At 62.2% G+C, this 18,693-nt stretch carries 20 protein-coding genes and 1 tRNA gene; 15 read left to right on the plus strand and 6 right to left on the minus strand.

What is annotated here, in order from left to right:
* Window positions 1-1,938 carry a peptidylprolyl isomerase gene (locus LCL94_RS13145; RefSeq protein ID WP_224832591.1) on the minus strand — a complete coding sequence of 646 codons (1,938 nt, stop codon included), beginning with the start codon at window positions 1,936-1,938 and terminating at the stop codon, window positions 1-3.
* A gap of 216 nt (window positions 1,939-2,154) precedes the next feature.
* On the opposite strand from LCL94_RS13145, the gene tpiA reads away from it, so the two are divergent.
* The 3 genes from tpiA to LCL94_RS13160 all read left to right on the plus strand — a co-directional run bounded on the left by tpiA (window position 2,155) and on the right by LCL94_RS13160 (window position 5,099).
* Complete coding sequence (gene tpiA, locus LCL94_RS13150; protein ID WP_224832592.1) at window positions 2,155-2,916, plus strand: triose-phosphate isomerase; 762 nt, start codon at window positions 2,155-2,157, stop codon at window positions 2,914-2,916.
* 76 nt (window positions 2,917-2,992) lie between these two features.
* Complete coding sequence (gene secG / locus LCL94_RS13155) at window positions 2,993-3,361, plus strand: preprotein translocase subunit SecG (protein ID WP_224832593.1); 369 nt, start codon at window positions 2,993-2,995, stop codon at window positions 3,359-3,361.
* 103 nt (window positions 3,362-3,464) lie between these two features.
* Window positions 3,465-5,099 (plus strand): CTP synthase, encoded by a 1,635-nt coding sequence (locus tag LCL94_RS13160; RefSeq protein ID WP_224832594.1) that lies wholly within the window; start codon window positions 3,465-3,467, stop codon window positions 5,097-5,099.
* Window positions 5,100-5,418: 319 nt separating this feature from the next.
* Here the strand turns inward: LCL94_RS13160 and LCL94_RS13165 are convergent, their stop codons facing one another.
* Entirely contained in the window at window positions 5,419-5,883 is a 465-nt protein-coding gene (locus LCL94_RS13165) for an Hsp20 family protein (protein WP_224832595.1), read from the minus strand.
* A 166-nt stretch (window positions 5,884-6,049) separates the two neighbouring features.
* Here LCL94_RS13165 and grxC point away from each other — a divergent pair, with 166 nt between their 5' ends.
* The 4 genes from grxC (at window position 6,050) to LCL94_RS13185 (ending at window position 7,717) form a co-directional block, all read left to right on the plus strand.
* Window positions 6,050-6,313, plus strand: a complete 264-nt coding sequence (gene grxC, locus LCL94_RS13170; protein ID WP_224832596.1) for a glutaredoxin 3 — start codon at window positions 6,050-6,052, stop codon at window positions 6,311-6,313.
* Window positions 6,314-7,129, plus strand: a complete 816-nt coding sequence (locus tag LCL94_RS13175) for a carbon-nitrogen hydrolase family protein (RefSeq protein ID WP_224832597.1) — start codon at window positions 6,314-6,316, stop codon at window positions 7,127-7,129. It abuts the gene before it with no gap.
* 5 nt (window positions 7,130-7,134) lie between these two features.
* Window positions 7,135-7,602 carry a DUF1178 family protein gene (locus tag LCL94_RS13180; RefSeq protein WP_224832598.1) on the plus strand — a complete coding sequence of 156 codons (468 nt, stop codon included), beginning with the start codon at window positions 7,135-7,137 and terminating at the stop codon, window positions 7,600-7,602.
* Between the two features lie 38 nt (window positions 7,603-7,640).
* A tRNA-Arg gene (locus LCL94_RS13185) sits at window positions 7,641-7,717 on the plus strand.
* A 7-nt stretch (window positions 7,718-7,724) separates the two neighbouring features.
* On the opposite strand, the gene LCL94_RS13190 is transcribed toward LCL94_RS13185, so the two are convergent.
* The 4 genes from LCL94_RS13190 to hppD form a co-directional block, all read right to left on the minus strand.
* A complete protein-coding gene (locus tag LCL94_RS13190) occupies window positions 7,725-8,639 on the minus strand; it encodes a haloalkane dehalogenase (protein ID WP_224832599.1) in 915 nt (304 codons plus the stop codon).
* Between the two features lie 66 nt (window positions 8,640-8,705).
* Entirely contained in the window at window positions 8,706-9,584 is an 879-nt protein-coding gene (locus tag LCL94_RS13195; protein ID WP_224832600.1) for a mechanosensitive ion channel family protein, read from the minus strand.
* 84 nt (window positions 9,585-9,668) lie between these two features.
* Entirely contained in the window at window positions 9,669-10,226 is a 558-nt protein-coding gene (locus tag LCL94_RS13200; protein WP_224832601.1) for a VOC family protein, read from the minus strand.
* On the minus strand, window positions 10,223-11,320 hold the full coding sequence (gene hppD / locus LCL94_RS13205; RefSeq protein WP_224832602.1) for a 4-hydroxyphenylpyruvate dioxygenase: 1,098 nt from the start codon (window positions 11,318-11,320) through the stop codon (window positions 10,223-10,225). Before hppD ends, LCL94_RS13200 begins: the two co-directional genes overlap by 4 nt.
* A 137-nt stretch (window positions 11,321-11,457) precedes the next feature.
* On the opposite strand from hppD, the gene LCL94_RS13210 reads away from it, so the two are divergent.
* From LCL94_RS13210 to LCL94_RS13245, 8 genes are all read left to right on the plus strand, one after another.
* Window positions 11,458-12,612, plus strand: coding sequence for an acyl-CoA dehydrogenase family protein (locus LCL94_RS13210; protein ID WP_224832603.1), 1,155 nt, complete (start codon window positions 11,458-11,460; stop codon window positions 12,610-12,612).
* 53 nt (window positions 12,613-12,665) lie between these two features.
* Window positions 12,666-12,980: an FtsB family cell division protein gene (locus LCL94_RS13215; RefSeq protein WP_160607073.1), complete on the plus strand. Its 315-nt coding sequence runs from the start codon at window positions 12,666-12,668 to the stop codon at window positions 12,978-12,980.
* Between the two features lie 126 nt (window positions 12,981-13,106).
* Window positions 13,107-14,177, plus strand: coding sequence for a pyruvate dehydrogenase (acetyl-transferring) E1 component subunit alpha (pdhA, locus tag LCL94_RS13220; RefSeq protein WP_224832604.1), 1,071 nt, complete (start codon window positions 13,107-13,109; stop codon window positions 14,175-14,177).
* 3 nt (window positions 14,178-14,180) lie between these two features.
* Window positions 14,181-15,557 (plus strand): pyruvate dehydrogenase complex E1 component subunit beta, encoded by a 1,377-nt coding sequence (locus LCL94_RS13225; RefSeq protein WP_224832605.1) that lies wholly within the window; start codon window positions 14,181-14,183, stop codon window positions 15,555-15,557.
* A 275-nt stretch (window positions 15,558-15,832) separates the two neighbouring features.
* On the plus strand, window positions 15,833-17,092 hold the full coding sequence (locus LCL94_RS13230) for a pilus assembly protein TadG-related protein (protein WP_224832606.1): 1,260 nt from the start codon (window positions 15,833-15,835) through the stop codon (window positions 17,090-17,092).
* Window positions 17,089-17,547 (plus strand): TadE/TadG family type IV pilus assembly protein, encoded by a 459-nt coding sequence (locus LCL94_RS13235; protein WP_224832607.1) that lies wholly within the window; start codon window positions 17,089-17,091, stop codon window positions 17,545-17,547. Before LCL94_RS13230 ends, LCL94_RS13235 begins: the two co-directional genes overlap by 4 nt.
* A complete protein-coding gene (locus LCL94_RS13240) occupies window positions 17,547-17,951 on the plus strand; it encodes a TadE/TadG family type IV pilus assembly protein (protein WP_224832608.1) in 405 nt (134 codons plus the stop codon). Before LCL94_RS13235 ends, LCL94_RS13240 begins: the two co-directional genes overlap by 1 nt.
* Before the next feature lie 51 nt (window positions 17,952-18,002).
* Window positions 18,003-18,674: a squalene/phytoene synthase family protein gene (locus LCL94_RS13245; RefSeq protein WP_224832609.1), complete on the plus strand. Its 672-nt coding sequence runs from the start codon at window positions 18,003-18,005 to the stop codon at window positions 18,672-18,674.
* Window positions 18,675-18,693: the final 19 nt, after the last annotated feature.

An 18,693-nucleotide genomic window follows, 5' to 3' on the forward strand; every position in this document is an offset into this window, starting at 1 on the left:
TCAGTTCGTCTCGCCGAGCAACTGGCGGCGAACCGCGGCAATTGCATCGGGATTGCGCTCGACGCCGACTTCGGCGCGCATGGCGGCCAGCATCTGCTGCGAATATTCCGCGGTCCAGCCCTGAGCGATCTGGAGCAGTGCCTGCTGGACCAGCGGGTCGTTTTCTTCGAGCTGGCCGAGCGAGATGTCTTCAAGCGACACGACGAACCATCCCTGGTCGCCATTGCCCTTGAGTTTCTTCGTCGAGCCTTCGGCCATGGCGAACATCAGCGCTATCGGCGCAGGCACGCTGGTATTGCCGAGGCGTGCCAGTTCCTCGCGGCTGAGGTTCACCGCCTCGGGCGCGGGGAGGGCGACCTTCTCTGCCGCCATCGCTGCAGCGAGGCTCTGGCCTCCCTGAACGCGCTTGAGGACGCGATCTGCCGCAGCCCTTGCGCCCTCGTTCCCGCGCGAGCGGCGCCATTCGGCAACTACGTTCTCGCGGATTTCGGCCAGCGGGGCGACCGAGGAGGGGGTGATCGACGAGACTTCGTAGAGCAGGAAGTTCTGGCCGTCGGGCAGGGCAGCGATTTCGGGTTCGCCTTCCTCGATCTGGAATGCGAAATCCAGCGTCGAGGCCAGCAGTTCGGGCGCGCGCTGGGCGGTTCCGTAAACGAAGCCAGAAGCGGTCAGCGGCTGCGTCGCGACGACATTAAGGTCGAGCTCTTCCGCCACTGCGGTCAGCGATGCACCATCGGCGAGGCGGTCCTCAATAGTAGTCGCCAGTTCGGCGATGCCGCGCTGGCGGTTACGCTCGCGAAGCACGTCGGCGATCTCGCTGCGAACACTTGCCACGGTCTTTGCCGGAACCTGCGTCACGTCATCGACGCGGGCGATATGCCAACCGAGCGGGCTGCGCGCAGGCGCGGTCAGGCCGCCTTCCGAAGCCGAGAAATAGGCATCGGCGACAGCGGCGCTGGCCTGTTCTCGGACATTGTCGCGCTCCTGGTCCGAAAGCTGGGCCGTGCGGAAGCCGGCTTCTGCAGCAGCTGCGGCAAAGCTCTGGCCGCCGCGGACGCGGTTGGCGATAGCTTCGGCGCCCTGCCGGGTGGCAACGATGACCTGCGTGAAATCGCGGGTTTCGCGGGCCGCGTAGTTTTCCGCGTTTTCCTTGAAGTAGGCCGCGATCTGGGCGTCATCGGGCTCGATACTTTCGCCCAGGGCCTCGCTGCCGAAGGTCGCATAGCGCAGCGTGCGCCGCTCGGGTCGGACGAAACGCGACTGGTTTTCGGAGTAGAACTTCTGGAGCTGTGCATCGGTCGGCGCGCCGGTCGGAGCGAAGGCAGCAGCCGAAATCACGGCGACCGAACCGCGGCGGCGCTCCTTGAACGTGCGGGCATAGGTCCGAGCAATGGAATCAGGGACCTTCGCGCCGTAGGCGGCCGGGATGATCGACTGGCGGAAGAACAGCGACGTGCGGATCTGGCTGCGCAGCTGCGCGTCGGTCAGGCTCTGAGTCTGGAGGAAGGCCTGGTAGGCTGCTTCCTCGAAATCGCCGCTGGGGCCACGGGCGCCGGGAATCTGGCGGATTTCGCTGTTGACGAGATTGCGACCTGCACGAAGGCCGTTTTCCTCGCCCCAGGCTACCAGCACGAAGCGGTCGATCAGGCCGTCCAGGATTTCGTCGAGCCCATTGTCTGCCAGTAGCGTCTGGATGGTCGCGTCGGGATTATCCTGCCGCGCCTGGCGGAGCGCCTCTGCGGCGCCATCGTTCAATTCGGCGGTCGAGATCTTCTCGCTACCGACCACTGCAACACGGTCGCCGCCCGCAACGCCGCCGAATGCGCCGGTGCTGGACACGTCCATGCTGGCGAAAGCGAAGCCGATCAGGCCGAGAAATGCGAGGGCGATGGCAAGGCCGACCTTCGTCTTGAAGAAATTCCGGAAAAAGGTGAGCATGACTTGCGGTCGGGCCTCTTCAGTGCTTTGGGGGCGCCCGCTTCCGGACGGGAAGCGGTGCGACACCGGTTCGAGCAGCGCGCTTTATCCGCCCTGCGACCTCGTCGCAACAGGTCCCGTCTGCTTTTGACGCATAAACAAGCCCGCTCTGGCGATTGTCCGCTACCACCCTATATAGCGCCCGCCGGATACGACATTACGTGACAGGAAATAACCATGGCCGAACGGCCTTATATCGTTGGCAACTGGAAGATGAACGGTACGCGCGCCATGCTCAGCGAAGCGCGCGCGATCGATCGCGCTGCACAGCGCTACATGAAGGCGGAGGTGGCTGTTGCCCCGCCGTACACGCTCATTCACGCCGTCCACCGCGAAGCCGAACAGATCGGCATCGGTGCGCAGGACTGCCATCCCGGCGCAGAAGGTGCGCACACCGGCGACATCTCGGCATCCATGCTCGCGGACGCGGGGGCGAAATTTGTCATTCTCGGCCATAGCGAGCGCCGCGGCGCCCACGGCGAATCGAACGACCTTATCAACGCCAAGATCGAAAGCGCGCTCGAGGCTGGCCTGCGCATCATCCTGTGCTGCGGCGAAAGCCTCGAACTGCGCGATGCGGGCAAGGCTGAAGACTTCGTCCTTGGCCAGCTGAGCGCCAGCCTCCCCAAGATCGAGGATGCAGCAGAGCGCCTGACGGTCGCCTATGAACCGATCTGGGCCATCGGAACCGGTCGCACCGCAACGGTCGAAGACATCGAGGCGATGCATACGGCAATCCGCAAGCTGCTCGACGAAACCTATGGCGAAGAACATTCCTCGCAGGTCCGTATTCTCTACGGCGGCTCCGTGAACGCGGACAATGCCCGGGAAATCCTTTCGACTCCCGAAGTCGGCGGTGCGCTGGTCGGCGGCGCGAGCCTGTCGGCGGAAAGCTTCCTCGGTATCGTCGTGGCCGCTTCGGAACCCGAAGAAGCCTGATTCTTGCACATCTTGCCGTAGCGGCGTCTGACGCCTAGATGCGGCCCACCAGTTTATTCGATAGAGCTAGCAACCGATGTTCCTCTTCCTCACTGTCGTCCAGGCGATCGTCGCCGCAGCCCTTGTCGGCGTCATTCTCATGCAGCGCAGCGAAGGCGGCGGTCTTGGCATCGGCGGCAGCCCCTCCGGCATGCTCAGCGCCCGCGGCGCGGCCGACTTCCTGACCCGTTCGACCAAGTGGCTGGCGGTGGCATTCGTGGTCCTGTCGATCGCGCTTGCTGCGATGGCTGTCGAGGGTGTGGGAACGGGCGGCGTCGAATCAACGCTGGATCGTTCGGTCACTCCGGCCGAGCCGGTCGACCCGCTGGGCGGTCCGGGTGCGGCACCTGCAGCTGCTCCGGCTCCGGCAGAGCCTGCTCCGGCTTCCGATCCGCTCGCCGAATAAACCTCAAATCTTCGCCCTTCCTCAGGCGTCTGTGGACGACGCGCGCTTTGGCGCGTCTTTATCCTTGCGCCGACTCACCCCCCACGCTTAAGGCCCGACTCCCATGGCGCGGTATATTTTCATCACCGGCGGCGTGGTCTCCTCGCTCGGCAAAGGTCTCATGGCTGCGAGCCTCGCAGCGCTCCTCCAGGCGCGCGGGTACAAGGTCCGCATCCGCAAGTTCGATCCCTATCTGAATGTCGATCCCGGCACGATGAGCCCGTATCAGCACGGCGAGGTCTATGTGACCGACGACGGCGCTGAGACGGACCTCGACCTTGGGCACTACGAGCGCTTCACCGGCGTCTCGGCGCATCAGGGTGACAACGTGACTTCGGGCCGGGTCTATCAGCAGATCATCGCGAAGGAGCGCCGCGGCGACTACCTTGGGGCGACCGTGCAGGTCGTCCCGCACGTGACCGATGCGATCAAGGAATTCGCGCTCGCCGACCAGGGCGATCACGATTTCATCCTGTGCGAAATCGGCGGGACCGTCGGCGATATCGAGGGGCTTCCGTTTATGGAGGCCATTCGCCAGCTGCGTAACGAACTTGAGCCGATGCAGACTCTGAGCGTCCACGTGACGCTTGTGCCCTACATCGCTGCAGCAGGCGAACTGAAGACCAAGCCGACCCAGCATTCGGTCCGCGAACTGGCCAGCCTCGGGATCAAGCCCGATGTGCTGCTCTGCCGCGCAGAGCATCCCATCCCGGATAGCGAGCGCCAGAAGATTGCCAACTTCTGCAACGTGCGCAAGGAAGCGGTCATCCCCGCGCTCGATGCGCCCTCGATCTACTCGGTCCCGCTGCAGTACCATGCAGAAGGCCTCGACACCGAGGTCTTGCGCGGGTTCGGCATCACCGATGCGCCGGAACCGGACCTGTCGCGCTGGTACGACGTGGTCGATCGCCACTCGAACCCCGAAGGCGAGGTCACAATCGGCGTGGTCGGCAAGTATGTCGGCCTGCAGGACGCCTACAAGTCGCTCAACGAGGCGCTGGTCCACGGCGGCATGGCCCACCGGGTCAAGGTCAACATCAAGTGGATCGACGCCGAAGTATTCGAACAGGGCGACAGCGACATCGCGGCCCAGCTCGAGCCGATGCACGGCATCCTCGTGCCCGGCGGGTTCGGTGAACGCGGGAGCGAAGGCAAGATTGCTGCCGTTCGCTTCGCGCGCGAACGCAAGGTGCCGTTTTTCGGCATCTGCCTCGGCATGCAGATGGCCTGCATCGAAGGCGCTCGGGCGGCAGGCTACAGCAAGGCGAGCTCGACCGAATTCGGCGCGACGGAAGAACCGGTGGTGGGCATCATCACCGAATGGATGACGCAGGAAGGCTTGCAGACCCGCGAAGCAGGCGGCGACCTTGGCGGTACGATGCGCCTCGGTGCGTATGACGCCAAGCTGGCCGCGAACAGCCATGTCTCCTCGATCTATGGCGGCACGACCGAGATTTCGGAACGCCACCGCCATCGCTACGAGGTGAACGGCGCCTATATCGAGCCGCTCGAAAAGCAGGGCCTCATCTTCTCGGGCATGTCGCCTGACGGCCTGCTTCCCGAAATCGTGGAGCGTCCGGATCACCCCTGGTTCGTGGGCGTCCAGTTCCACCCCGAACTGAAGTCCAAGCCCTTCGATCCGCACCCGCTTTTCGCCGGTTTCATCGGCGCGGCACTGGAGCAGGCACGCCTCGTGTAAATTATTTTCACGTCGTCCACATGCGTAAACAATTGTTTTCGCTAAGGCCGATTTGTCGGTTTTGTACCAACGCGACAGAGCGCGGAGTCCCTAGGGATTCCGCGCTCTTTATCTTTTGTTGCATTTAATGCAGACCGGCCCGGAGATCAGTGGTGATAGGCCACTGAATTTACGAAACTACACTGCGCCAGCCGGTGGTGGGCTTGCCTCGAACCCGGTCGTCTTCTGCGACCCGGACGGCCGAATTTGGGGCTTGGCGGCGCTAGTCGTCGCGAGGGCGGTGCCTTAGGGCGCCGCCCTCTTTAGTTTCAGGACCTTGTCAGGCAGCTTCGCTGTCGTCGCCCTTGACGATTTCCAAAGGCTTCTGTCCGCCGATCGAGATCTTCTTCGGCTTCATCGCCTCGGGAACCTCGCGCAGCAGGTCGATGACCAGCATGCCGTCCCTGAGGTCTGCGTTTTCTACGCGGACATAATCCGCCAGGTCGAAACGGCGCTCGAACCCGCGGTTGGCAATGCCGACATGCAGCATATCGCCTTCGGGCTGTTCGTCACGCTTGCGGCCCTGAATGACCAGAAGGTTCTGCTGGGCCGTGATATCGAGGTCTTCGGGGCGGAAGCCCGCGACCGCCAGCGTGATGCGATATTCATCGTCACCGCGGCGCTCGATATTGAACGGGGGGTAATTGTCGCCACCGGCATTGCGCGCCTGGCGTTCCATCAGGTCGAACAGGCGGTCGAAGCCGACGGTCGAACGGCGATAGGGGGTAGTGTCGAAACGGTTCATCGAAACAAATCCTCTTCTGAGCAATTTGACATTGGGGAGCCCGGAACCGGCACTCCCGAACCGGCTGAACACCAGCCGGCCCATTCAAGATAGTCGCCCGTCGGGGGCTTTCAAGCATCCCGCTGCACGGCTAGACAGCATTGGAAAGAACAGCACGGGATCGACCATGAGCCAGCCCCATATCGACATCTACACCAAGTTCGGCTGCGGCTACTGCTACCGCGCGAAGAAGCTGCTCGACGACAAGGGCGCGGTCTACGAAGAACACGACATCACGATGGGCGGCCCCAAGCGCGATGAAATGATGGAGCGTGCGCCGCAGGCGCGCACGGTGCCGCAAATCTTCATCGGCGAGGTCTACGTCGGCGGTTCGGACGATCTCGCGGCGCTGGAACGCGCCGGCAAGCTCGATGCACTCCTGGCCGGTTGAATGACGCGCATCGCGCTCTTCCAGGCGACGACCGGGATCGATCCGCAGGCCAATGCAGCGCGTCTGGTCGAGGCAATCGAAGAGGCTGCCGAAGGTGGGGCGCAGATGCTGTTCACGCCCGAGATGTCGGGCCTGCTCGACCGGGACCGCCAGCGCGCTGCCGGTAATGTCGTAGGCGAAGAGGCAAACCCCGTCCTCGCCGCCGTCAGGGACGCGAGTGCGCGTACTGGTATCTGGACCTGTATCGGGTCGCTCGCGGTACTTGCTGACAGCGGGAAATGGGCCAACCGAAGCTTCGTAGTCGACGCAACAGGCGAGATCGCGGCCCGTTACGACAAGATGCACATGTTCGATGTCGACCTTGCGACCGGCGAAAGCTGGCGCGAGTCCAACGCATATCAGGCGGGCGACAAGGTCGTTGCCGTCGACACGCCGCTTGGCAGGCTCGGCCTCGCGGTGTGCTACGATTTGCGCTTTCCCGGCCTGTTCGAAGCTCTGGGCAAGCTTGGCTGCGATGCCATTGCCATCCCTGCCGCGTTCACTGTGCCGACTGGAAGGGCGCACTGGCACATAATGCAAAGGGCTAGGGCGATCGAGGCTTCCGCCTACGTTTTCGCCGCCGCCCAGGTCGGCCAGCACGAAGATGGTCGCATGACCTACGGACACAGCCTTGTCGTCGACCCATGGGGAGAGGTCCTGCTCGACATGGGGGGCGAGGCGAGCGGGGTCGGATTTGCGGAAATCGACTTGTCGCGCATCGCCGATGTGCGGGCGCAGGTTCCCAGCCTTGCCAACCGCCGCGAAATCGCCATTTAGGCGCCATGATCGTCTACGACCTCCACTGCGACAACGGCCACCGCTTCGAAGGCTGGTTCGGATCGTCCGCCGATTACGAGCGGCAGAGCGAGGTTGGGCTGGTCGATTGCCCTGAGTGCGGCTCGACCAATGTCGGCAAGGCGCCGATGGCACCCGCGGTGCCCGCCAAGTCGAACTCCGCGCCGAAGCAGAATTCCGGAGCAAAGGAGGCCCAGCTTTCCAACGCTCCGATGCCGCCGGAAGTGCGCAAGGCTTTCGAGGCGCTAGCCAAGGCGCAGGCCAAGGCGCTCGAAAAAAGCAGGTGGGTCGGTGACAAGTTCGCCGAGGAAGCCCGCTCGCAGCATTACGGCGAGGCCGACGAAACGCCGATCCACGGCAAGGCCACGAAGGAAGAGGCCAAGGAACTCGCAGCCGAGGGAATTGCGGTTGCGCCCATCATTTTCCCCATCGCGCCGCCCGACGAACTCAATTGATTGCCACGGCAAGTTGAGCCGCTATACGAAGCGCCGGCGCGCCCGTAGCTCAGTTGGATAGAGCATCAGATTCCTAATCTGGGGGCCACAGGTTCGAATCCTGTCGGGCGCACCATTCCCTTCTAACCGAGCACTCCTGCCTTGCGCGCCATGGCGATGATGCCATCGGCCAATTCGCGCGGGCGGTCTTCCTGGCTGAAATGGCCACATTTGCTCAGCATTGCGTGCGGCTGTCCCTTGGCGCCGGCGATGCGCTCGGAAAGCAGCGGCGCGGCCATGCCCAACACTGGGTCATCCTCTCCGAAGAGGGTTAGGAAAGGCCGGTCGAAGGCTTCCAGTCCCTTCCATGCCGCCAGATTGTCGTCGATGCCATCCATGCCGTCCTCTACCGGCACCAGCTGCGGAAACGCGCGGGCCCCTGCCTTGCTCGGCTCGTCCGGGAACGGCGCGTTGTATGCTGCCACTTCGGCATCGCTGAGCTCGGTCTGGGTCGCCCGCTGCAGTATGTCGCCGATCACGAAATCTGGCGAGCTCTTGGCGAAGGCGCGCCAGGCGAGGAAACCGTCCGAAACTTTACCGCCCGTGGGCAGTGTCGCATTGCTGGCGACTACGAAGGTAAAGCGCTCAGGCTCCTGTCCGACCATACGCAATCCGAGCAGGCTCCCCCAGTCCTGGCAGAACAGGCCCGCGGGTTGGGGCACTACGGCACCGCGCCATTGCTTCAGCCACGCGGTGTGCCGGGCATAGGTGTAGAAGGCAGGATCGTCAGGCTTGTCGCTCTTGCCGAAACCGATGAGGTCGGGCGCAAGGACCCTGAAGCCTGCGTCGACCAGAAGAGGGATCATCTTGCGATAGAGATACGACCAGCTCGGCTCCCCGTGGAAGAGCAGAACCGGCGGTGCGTCCTTCGGACCTTCATCGAGGTAATGCTGGCGGGCCGACATCCCGTTGCCGAGGTCGATCTCGATCCAGTTCTCGGCGAATGGATAATCGGGGATGCCTGCGAAGCGTTCGGCGGGGGTTCGAAGTATCTGCATTGGCTTCTCCCATGGCGAGCCGCAATCCTGAGGCTGCATTTGCACCAGCGCGGTCGCAACGGGAACTTAAGGGGTCCGCTTCGCCGTGTCACCCAACTGGCTGACGGGAACCGTCTCCTTGAAGGTATGCGTAATGTAGGGAAACGGGATCTCGATATGCGCTTCGTCCAGTGCGGACTTGATTGCGCGGATCACCTTGTCCTTGCTTTCCCATCCCGAGCGCGGCGTAGATCCGGCCCACCAGCGCACAAGAAAGTCCACCGAACTGGAATTGAATTCCTGCGCAAAGATATCGACGCCCTTGCTGGCAAGCACGTCGTCCACCCCTTCGACGGCACGCCTGATAACGTCGGCCGCGTGGTCGAGGTTGGTGTCGTAGGAAACACCGATCACGACCTGGTGCCGGCGCTGGTCGACATCGGTCAGGATTTCGACAGGGTTCTTGAACAGGATCGAATTGGGCACGACGGTCAGTTCGCCCGAAAGCTTGCGAACATGGGTCTCGCGCAAGGTGATGTGTTCGACCTTGCCGGTAATGCCTTCGCACTCGATCACGTCGCCGATCCGCATCTTCTCGCGAACCATGATGAGCACGCCGGCAAGGAAATTCTCGAAAATGTCCTGGAAGGCGAAACCGATTGCTACTGCACCGATACCCAATCCGGCGAGCAGGCTTGCCGGGGTCAGGCTGGGAATGACGATGACGGCGGCAATGAACAGGCCGGTGACCCAGATCGCCAGCTTTACCAGCGTGTCGATCAGGTTCTTGAGGCTGGCCCTGATTTCGGTTCTGCCGACCAGCGTATCCGCAATCTTGGCGGCGAAACGGGCGACGATCCAGGTGAGCAGGACGACGAACAGCGCGATGGCCAGGCTGGGCAGGGCCTCGACGAAGCCGGTACCCATGTCCTGCAGCTCATCGCGCAGTGTGGAAATGTAATTCACCCGGAGGACTCCCTTTGCGGGGCAACGGTATGCCCCGCTCAGGGTTCCGAAATGGCGAAATTACATGGTTTTCGCCGCTTAGGCTTAGTTCAGCCCGTGTTCCTTGCGGGCAATCTCGTGCAGCCAGTCTGCATGGCGAGGGGCCTTCTTGGTCTGGCTCCATTCCTCGAGCATCAGCGGTGCAACCCGCTTGAGTTCCGCATATTGCTCGTCCGTGCCGATATCGGCAGCAAGTTCCACGCGGTGACCGTTCGGGTCGAAGAAATAGATCGACTTGAAGATACCGTGGTGGGTCGGACCGAGGACGTCGATACCGAGGCTTTCGACATGGTCCTTTGCAGCGAGGAGCTCTTCTTCAGAGCCGACGCGGAAGGCGAGGTGCTGGACCCACTGCGGCGTATTTTCGTCGCGGCCCATGTCGGGCTGGTTGGGCAGTTCGAAGAAGGCGAGCACGTTTCCGTTACCTGCATCGAGGAAGACGTGCATGTAAGGGTCGTAGGCACCGGTCGAGGGAACGTGGTCCTCGGCAAAGGCAGTGGTATATTCCATGCCCAGCACCTTGGCGTACCATTCGACGGTCTCTTTCGCATCCTTGCAGCGGTAGGCTGCGTGGTGGATGCCGGAGGGCTTGATCGCGCTCATTCTGCAGGTTCCACTTCGAGAACGCCGCGACGGATCTGGTCGCGTTCCATGCTTTCGAACAGGGCCTTGAAGTTGCCTTCGCCGAAGCCTTCGTCACCCTTGCGCTGGATGAATTCGAAGAACACGGGGCCGACCTGCGCTTCTGCGAAGATCTGCAGGAGCAGGCGGGGCTGGCCACCTTCAGTCGTGCCGTCGAGCAGGATGCCGCGGGCCTTGAGTTCGTTCTCGTCTTCGCCATGGCCGGGCAGGCGCTCGGACAGCATCTCGTAATAGGTCTCGGGCGGGGCGGTCATGAAGGGAACGCCCAGCTTTTTGAGATTGTCCCAGCAGCCGAGAAGGTCGTCGCAGATCAGCGCGATGTGCTGGATGCCTTCGCCATTGAATTCGCGCAGGAACTCCTCGATCTGGCCCTTGCCGCCTTCGCCTTCCTCGTTGAGCGGGATGCGGATCTTCCCGTCGGGCGCGGTCAGCGCCTTCGAGGTCAGGCCGGTGTACTCGCCCTTGATGTCGAAGAAGCGGATTTCGCGGAAGTTGAAGAGCGTTTCGTAATAGTCCGCCCAGTACTTCATGCGGCCGTTGTAGACGTTGTGCGTGAGGTGATCGATGACGTTGAAGCCGGCCCCGACGGGGTGCTTCTCGCCGCCCGGCAGGTATTCGAAATCGATGTCGTAAATCGACAGGCCATTGCCTTCGCCGTCTTCATAGCGATCGATGAGGTAGACGATCGCGCCGCCGATGCCGCGGATGGCCGGGATGTGGAGTTCCATCGGGCCGGTCTGCACAGCGACTGGCTCGGCGCCGCGCTCGAGCAGTTCGGCATAGGCCTTGCGGGCATCGCGAACGCGGAAGCCCATGCCGCAAGCAGAGGGGCCGTGTTCACGCGCAAAGAACCATGCAGCGCTTTTCGGTTCGTAGTTGAGGATCAGATTGATCTGGCCCTGGCGCCAGAGATCGACGTCCTTGGAGCGATGCTTGGCGACGAGGGTGAAGCCCATGGCTTCGAAAACCGGCTCGATCACGCCTTTTTCGGGCGCGCAGAATTCGACGAATTCAAAGCCGTCGAGGCCGATGGGGTTTTCGAAAAGATCGGGCATGTGGTTCCTCTGTCCGCTAGATAGTTTCAATAGAAACCAAATACGCAATCGTTGGGTGGCTGTCAAGAAATTGGCGTGTCTGTAAGGGGTCGTTCCGACGGATTGCCTTGCTGCTGCGGTGAGTCCATGGAGGGGGCATGGCTAGTGAAGACCTCGACGACATCCGCCGCGCCGTTCGCGCAGTCTGCTCCGACTTTCCGGGCGAGTACTGGCGCGAGAAGGATCGCGAACGGGCCTATCCCGGGGAGTTCGTGGACGCCATCACGCAAGCGGGTTTCCTCGCGGCCCTGATCCCCGAGGAATATGGCGGCAGCGGCCTGCGTCTCGACACGGCGGCCGTCATTATGGAGGAAATCCAGGCTGCGGGCTGCAACGGAGCCGCTGCCCACGCGCAGATGTACGTGATGAACACTCTGCTGCGATACGGCAGCGAGGATCAGAAGACGGCCTACCTGCCTGCCATCGCTACCGGCGAGCTGCGCCTCCAGGCCTTCGGTGTGTCGGAACCGACCAGTGGGACGGATACACTTTCGCTGCGCACCTTCGCGCGGAGGGACGGGGATGACTATGTCGTCAACGGCCAGAAGATATGGACCAGCCGGGCGGAGCATTCCGACCTCATGGTCCTGCTGGCCCGGACGACACCGCGCGAGCAAGTGGCCAAGAAGACCGAGGGGCTCTCACTGTTCCTTGTCGACATGCGCAAGGTGGTGGGCAACGGCATGACCATCAAGCCGATCCGCACGATGATGAACCACTCCACCACGGAAGTGTTCTTCGACGACATGCGCATTCCCGCCTCTGCGCTCATCGGCGAGGAAGGGCAGGGCTTTCGCTACATCCTTTCGGGTATGAACGCAGAGCGCATCCTGATCGCCGCCGAATGCATCGGCGATGCCAAGTGGTTCATCGAGAAGGCCAGCGATTACGCGAAGGAGCGGCAGGTCTTCAGCCGTCCGATCGGCCAGAACCAGGGGGTCCAGTTCCCGATTGCCCGCTGCTATGCCCAGATGCGGGCGGCGGAGTTGATGGTCCATCACGCGGCACAGGTTTACGACCAGGGCGGCAATGCCGGTGCCGAAGCGAACATGGCAAAGATGCTCGCCAGCGAAGCCAGTTGGGCCGCAGCCGACATGTGCGTGCAGACCCTTGGCGGCTTCGGCTTTGCGGAGGAATATGATGTCGAGCGCAAGTTCCGCGAAGCGCGGCTCTACACTGTTGCGCCGATCAGCACGAACCTGATCCTCAGCTACGTGGCCGAACATGTTCTCGGCCTGCCGCGTTCTTACTGATTTGCCGCGTGAAACCCCTTGCGCGCAAAGGTTAACTGTGATTCTGTAGCGAAATGAGGGGCAAGCCGAGACTCACTATCAGGCAGAAGCAGAAGGCGTCGCAAAGCGCGGCGCTCGGCGCGTTGCTTGTGATGGGCGCGATCGGCATCGCCGGCCCTAGCGGTCTGCTGGCATGGAGCGAGAATCTTCGCCTGCTCGACCAGCGCGAAGCCCAGCTGGCCGCTCTCCAGAAAGAACGTGCCGCGCTGGAAAACAAGGTCGCGCTGCTGCACCCCGAACATGCCGATCCCGACATGGTGGGTGAACTGCTTCGCAGCCAGCTTAACGTCGTCCATCCGGACGAGGTCGTGATCAAGCTCGACGACTGATCGGGCGCAAAACCCCGCTATTCCGTAAGGTTTTCGTATGCGTGCCGAGCAGGGCGTTGCGCGGCGCGCGTGGCTATGCCTATAGGCTCAGGCATATTCCTCCCCGGAAGAGAAGGATGCTGTAGTTTGGCAAAGGCCCCGAAGAGCAAAGCCGCAGGTAGCCCGGCAGAGAACCTCGATTTCGTCCTGCATTCTTTGCAGGAGGAACTCGACAAGAAGAAGCGTTTCGACGCCAGCAGGGAACAGATGCTGCATTTCTACGAGCAGATGATGCTGATCCGCCGCTTCGAAGAGCGCGCCGGCCAGCTCTATGGCCTCGGCCTCATCGGCGGCTTCTGCCACCTCTATATCGGTCAGGAGGCTGTCGCAGTGGGCCTGCAGTCGGCCCTGACCGAAAAGCTCGACAGCGTTATCACCGGTTATCGCGACCATGGCCACATGCTTGCCTATGGCATCGATCCCAAGGTCATCATGGCCGAGCTGACCGGCCGCGAAGCGGGCATTTCGAAGGGCAAGGGTGGGTCGATGCACATGTTCTCGACAGAGCATAAGTTCTACGGCGGCCACGGTATCGTCGGTGCGCAGGTTGCGCTCGGCGGCGGACTGGCGCTCGCGCACCAGTACAACGAGGACGGCGGCCTGTGTCTTGCCTATTTCGGTGACGGTGCAGCCAACCAGGGCCAGGTCTACGAGACCTTCAACATGGCGTCGCTCTGGAAGCTCCCGATCGTCTTCGTGATCGAGAACAACCAGTACGCGATGGGCACTGCCGTCAGCCGCAGTTCCGCCGAGACCGAATTCTACCGCCGCGGCACCGCGTTCCGCATCCCGGGCATGAAGGTCAACGGCATGGACGTGCTGGAAGTCCGGCAGGCTGCAGAGATTGCCTTCAAGCACGTGCGCGAGGGCAGGGGCCCGGTCCTGATGGAATGCGAAACCTACCGTTATCGCGGACACTCCATGTCCGATCCGGCCAAGTACCGCACGCGCGAGGAAGTGCAGGACATGAAGGATCACAAGGACCCGATCGAGGGCCTGAAGAAGATCCTCATCGAGCAGGGCACCAGCGAAGACGACCTCAAGGCTATCGACAAGGACATCCGCAAGATCGTGAGCGAAGCAGCCGATTTCGCCGAGAATTCGCCCGAGCCGGAGGCATCCGAGCTCTACACCGACGTTCTGGTCGAGGAGTATTGATCCATGGCCATCGAATTGAAGATGCCGGCGCTTTCGCCCACCATGGAAGAAGGCACGCTTGCCAAGTGGCTCAAGCAGGAAGGCGACGAGATCGCCATCGGTGACATCATTGCCGAAATCGAAACCGACAAGGCGACGATGGAATTCGAAGCTGTCGACGAAGGCACGCTGGGCAAGATCCTCGTGGCTGAGGGCACCGAAGGCGTGAAAGTCGGGACCGTCATCGCCATGCTGGCGGGCGAGGGCGAGGATGCCTCTACCGTGGCGGACGCTGCCCCCGTCGCCGACGTTCCGGGCGAGGGCAAGGACGTAGGCCGCGAGCCGTCGGAAGCGGAGATCACCCGGCCGACCAAGAAGTCAGGCGTGAAGGATCCGGAAATCCCGCACGGCACCAACATGGCTACCGTCACGGTCCGCGAAGCTCTGCGCGATGCCATGGCCGAGGAAATGCGCCGCGACGAGCGCGTGTTCGTGATGGGCGAGGAAGTTGCCCAGTACCAGGGCGCCTACAAGGTGACGCAGGGCCTGCTGGACGAATTCGGTCCCAAGCGCGTGATCGATACGCCGATCACCGAATACGGCTTTGCCGGCATTGGTACCGGCGCGGCGATGGGCGGCCTTCGTCCAATCGTGGAGTTCATGACCTTCAACTTCGCCATGCAGGCGATCGATCATATCATCAATTCGGCAGCCAAGACCAACTACATGTCCGGCGGCCAGATGCGTTGCCCCGTGGTCTTCCGCGGCCCCAACGGAGCGGCCAGCCGCGTCGGTGCACAGCACAGCCAGAACTACGGCCCCTGGTATGCCAGCGTGCCGGGCCTGATCGTCATCGCGCCCTATGACGCCGCCGATGCCAAGGGCCTGATGAAAGCTGCCATTCGCTGCGAAGACCCGGTGGTCTTCCTCGAGAACGAGCTCGTCTACGGCCGCAGCTTCGAACTGCCCGAACTGGATGACCATGTTCTGCCGATCGGCAAAGCGCGCATCATGCGCGAAGGTTCGGACGTCACGATCGTCGCATACTCGATCGCGGTGGGCCTTGCGCTTGAGGCGGCCGAGCAGCTGGCCGGCGAAGGTATCGATGCCGAAGTGATCGACTTGCGCACGCTGCGCCCGCTCGACAAGGAAGCCATCCTCGAAAGCCTTGCCAAGACCAACCGTCTGGTCATCGCGGAGGAAGGCTGGCCGACTTGCTCGATCGCATCGGAAGTCGTCGCTATCTGCATGGAAGAAGGCTTCGACCACCTCGATGCCCCGGTAACGCGGGTGTGCAACGAGGATGTTCCGCTGCCCTATGCCGCGAACCTCGAAAAGCTCGCCTTGATCGACACGGCGGGAATCGTCTCGGCCGTGAAGAAGGTTTGCTACCGGGATTAGGAAGCCCGCTTCCTCGCGAATTAAAGGGCCGCCGTAGCGATGGCTGCGGCGGCTTTTTCGTTTCGAATTTCGGGTCGGAAGATAATTGCCCCGACAGGCAGCATACGGTCGCCACTTAGGACGGGCGAAGAAAGCAGTTAACCTTCCACGCGAAAAGCCGACTCATGGAAGCGAGGGGGATGCAGTCCGGAGCAGGTGCGCATTTTAACTTCGTTTTAGGGGTGTTGCTTTACCTCGCCCCAATCGCGGGGGGCTATCAGTGGAACCTCGAATAAATGGATACGAGGTTCGCAATGCTTCGCAATGCGCTGCAATTCCTGAAGCAGGTCCGCGACGACAAGCGCGGAAACATGCTCGTGCTCGTCGCAGCTTCTCTCGTGCCGATCGTTGGCACGATGGGCCTCGCGGTGGACGCAGCCCAGTGGATTAGCTGGCGCCGTGACCTCCATAGTGCGGCCGATGCCGGCGCCATTGCTGGCGCGCTTGCCATGAAGAACGGCGAGAATGTGAATGCGGTCGTCAGCAAGGTCCTGACCAACAACACGCAGCACACCTACACCGTCGAGGCGATCGAAACGCCGCCCACCGCCGGCCCCTTCGCCGGCGATAACAGCATGGTCCGCGTGGTGCTGAGCGTCAGCCAGCCGCTTCCCTTCTCCAGCCTGTTCCTTTCGACCCCGCCCACCATCAGCGTGGAAGCGGTTGCGCAGGCGGGTAAGGAAGTCCCGAACTGCATGATCGCGCTCGATACCTCCGGCATCGGTCTTACCATCTCGGGTTCGGCAAGCGTCGACATGAACTGCGGGCTTGCCTCCAACTCCAATTTCGACGCCACGACGTCAGACAAGATCCGCGCCGGTGCGCTTTCTGCAGTGGGTTCGGTCAATGCAGGCGGTGCTATCACGGCCGACACGGCAGTCCACAACGGAACCCCGCCGGTCGCAGACCCGCTCGCCGGAACCGTCACCAATCCGAACCTCACGACCTGTAACGCGGAACAGCGGATCAGCAGCACCACCACCCTCTTTCCCGGGTGCTATCGAGGCATCACAGTCAACGCGCGGCAGACCTTGGTTCTGTCGCCGGGCACCTATTATATCGGTGAAAAGGGCCTGACAGTGAACGGCCAGGCTCTGCTTGTCGGGGACGGGGTGACACTGGTCTTCACGAACACGGATAGCCCGTTCAACCCGAACAAGGTCGGCACCTTCACTGGCAATGGTACGGCCGACATCAGGCTGAGCGCGCCGGATACCGGCCCCTATGCTGGCATCATCATTCACCAGGACAGCCGCACGCCGGCCGGAACGACCATGTTCATCACTGGGGACAACGGTTCGATTTTCGACGGCTCGATCTATGCGCCGTCGAACACCGTTGGTTTCAGCGGCAACTCGGGCATGAACACCGACTGCCTCCAGATCGTATCGCGCTATATCACCTTTACCGGCAACACGACGGTCGTGAACCGCTGCCGCGCAGGACGCGGTGTGGCCTCGTTCTTCGGCGACACAGTCATCAGGTTGCGCCAATGATCAGCTCTATCGCAAAAGCGCTCCGCAGCACTGCGGGTAACGCCACGATCGAGATCGCTCTCGTCATGCCCATCGTACTCATGATGGCGCTGGGCGGCATCGATTTCGCTATGGGCTACCGCCACAAGATCGAGATGCAGCAGACCGCTCATCTTGGCGCCGAATATGTGATGGGCACCTTGGAAAACGTGCCGACGGCCGTACAGGTGCGTCAGGCAATCTCGGATGCCACCGGCATGCCGATGGGCAGCATCTCGGTCGACAAATGGATCGAATGCGATGGAACGAAGCAGGTGATTGGCGCGCCTGCGTGCATCAATCCCTCTGCGGTTCAGACCGATTTCATGACGATCACGGTGCGCGAAACCTACACGCCCATGCTCAACATCGACGGGATCGCCGATTTCGCGAGCACCCAGACCCATGTCGGCTCGGTCACGCTGAGGACGAAATGATGATCACGCGCTTGAAAAGCCTTTTCCGTAACGCGAATGGCAGCGCTGCCGTCGAATTCGCGCTCGCATTGCCGCTGACGGTGACGATGCTGCTCGGCGCGCTCAACATGGGCATCTACCTGTTCTTCCAGAACTCGCTCTCGTCGGCGCTCGACGAGGCGTCGCGGAGTGCGACTGTTTGGCCTATCCCCAGCGATGCTGAACTGCAGACCGAGTTCACGAACAATCTCCTCAGCGCCCAGCAATTCGGCAATGCGACGCTGGCGGTAACGCACGGGACCGACGCGGCCGGGCGCGACTTTGTCGACCTGGTGGCGACGGGCGGGATCAATGTGAACCTCGTGTTCGTCGACATGGGCACAATGCCCGTTCGCCTGACCAAGCGTTCCTACCCGCAGCTCTAAGCCTGTCGGGCAGGCTTGCGCCGAACGCGTGGCTTCGTCATGGCCGCGCGCATGGATGCCAAGCTACTCCTGAACGATAACGACCTGCGCCCGGAATACCGGATTGCTCTGGCCTACGCCCATCCGGATGATCGGTTGGCGTATCATGCCATGTTCGAGCTAGACCGGCGCCTGGCAGAGATCGTCGCAGGCAGCAGCGAACCGATGATCGGCCAATTGCGCCTTGCATGGTGGCGCGATGTCCTAGGCAAGCAACCTGAGGACCGTCCGAGCGGCGAGCCGCTTGTCGCTGCGTTGAACACGGCATGGGGCGCACATTCCGCCAGCCTCGAAACACTGGTCGATGCGTGGGAAGGGATCTTGCTGGCCGAAACGCTCGACCGCAATGCCGCGCTGCAATTCACCGGGGGTAGGGGAGCGTCCTGGACAGCGCTTGTGAGCGGTCCTTTAGCCAAAGAGAGCTCCGCGGGGATTTCGCTCGCAGCCCAGGCATGGTTTTTCGCCGATCTCTTGTCCCACCTATCGGATGCGGGAGAACGCGAGGTTGTTGCCGGTATGGCTGATAGCAGAGAACTGCGCTCTCCGAGGCTTCCCCGTCGCCTGCGCCCATTGGCAATCCTATCCGCGTTGGGATACCGGGCCCTTGCGGCAGGCGGCGTCTCTCCGATGGAGGGAAGGGGGGCAGCGCTTCTGGCCTTGCGTATCGGTATTTTTGGCCGCTAAACAAGGAGTTGTAGAAATA

This window comes from Qipengyuania gaetbuli (genome assembly GCF_020171365.1).
GTDB lineage: Bacteria > Pseudomonadota > Alphaproteobacteria > Sphingomonadales > Sphingomonadaceae > Qipengyuania > Qipengyuania gaetbuli_B.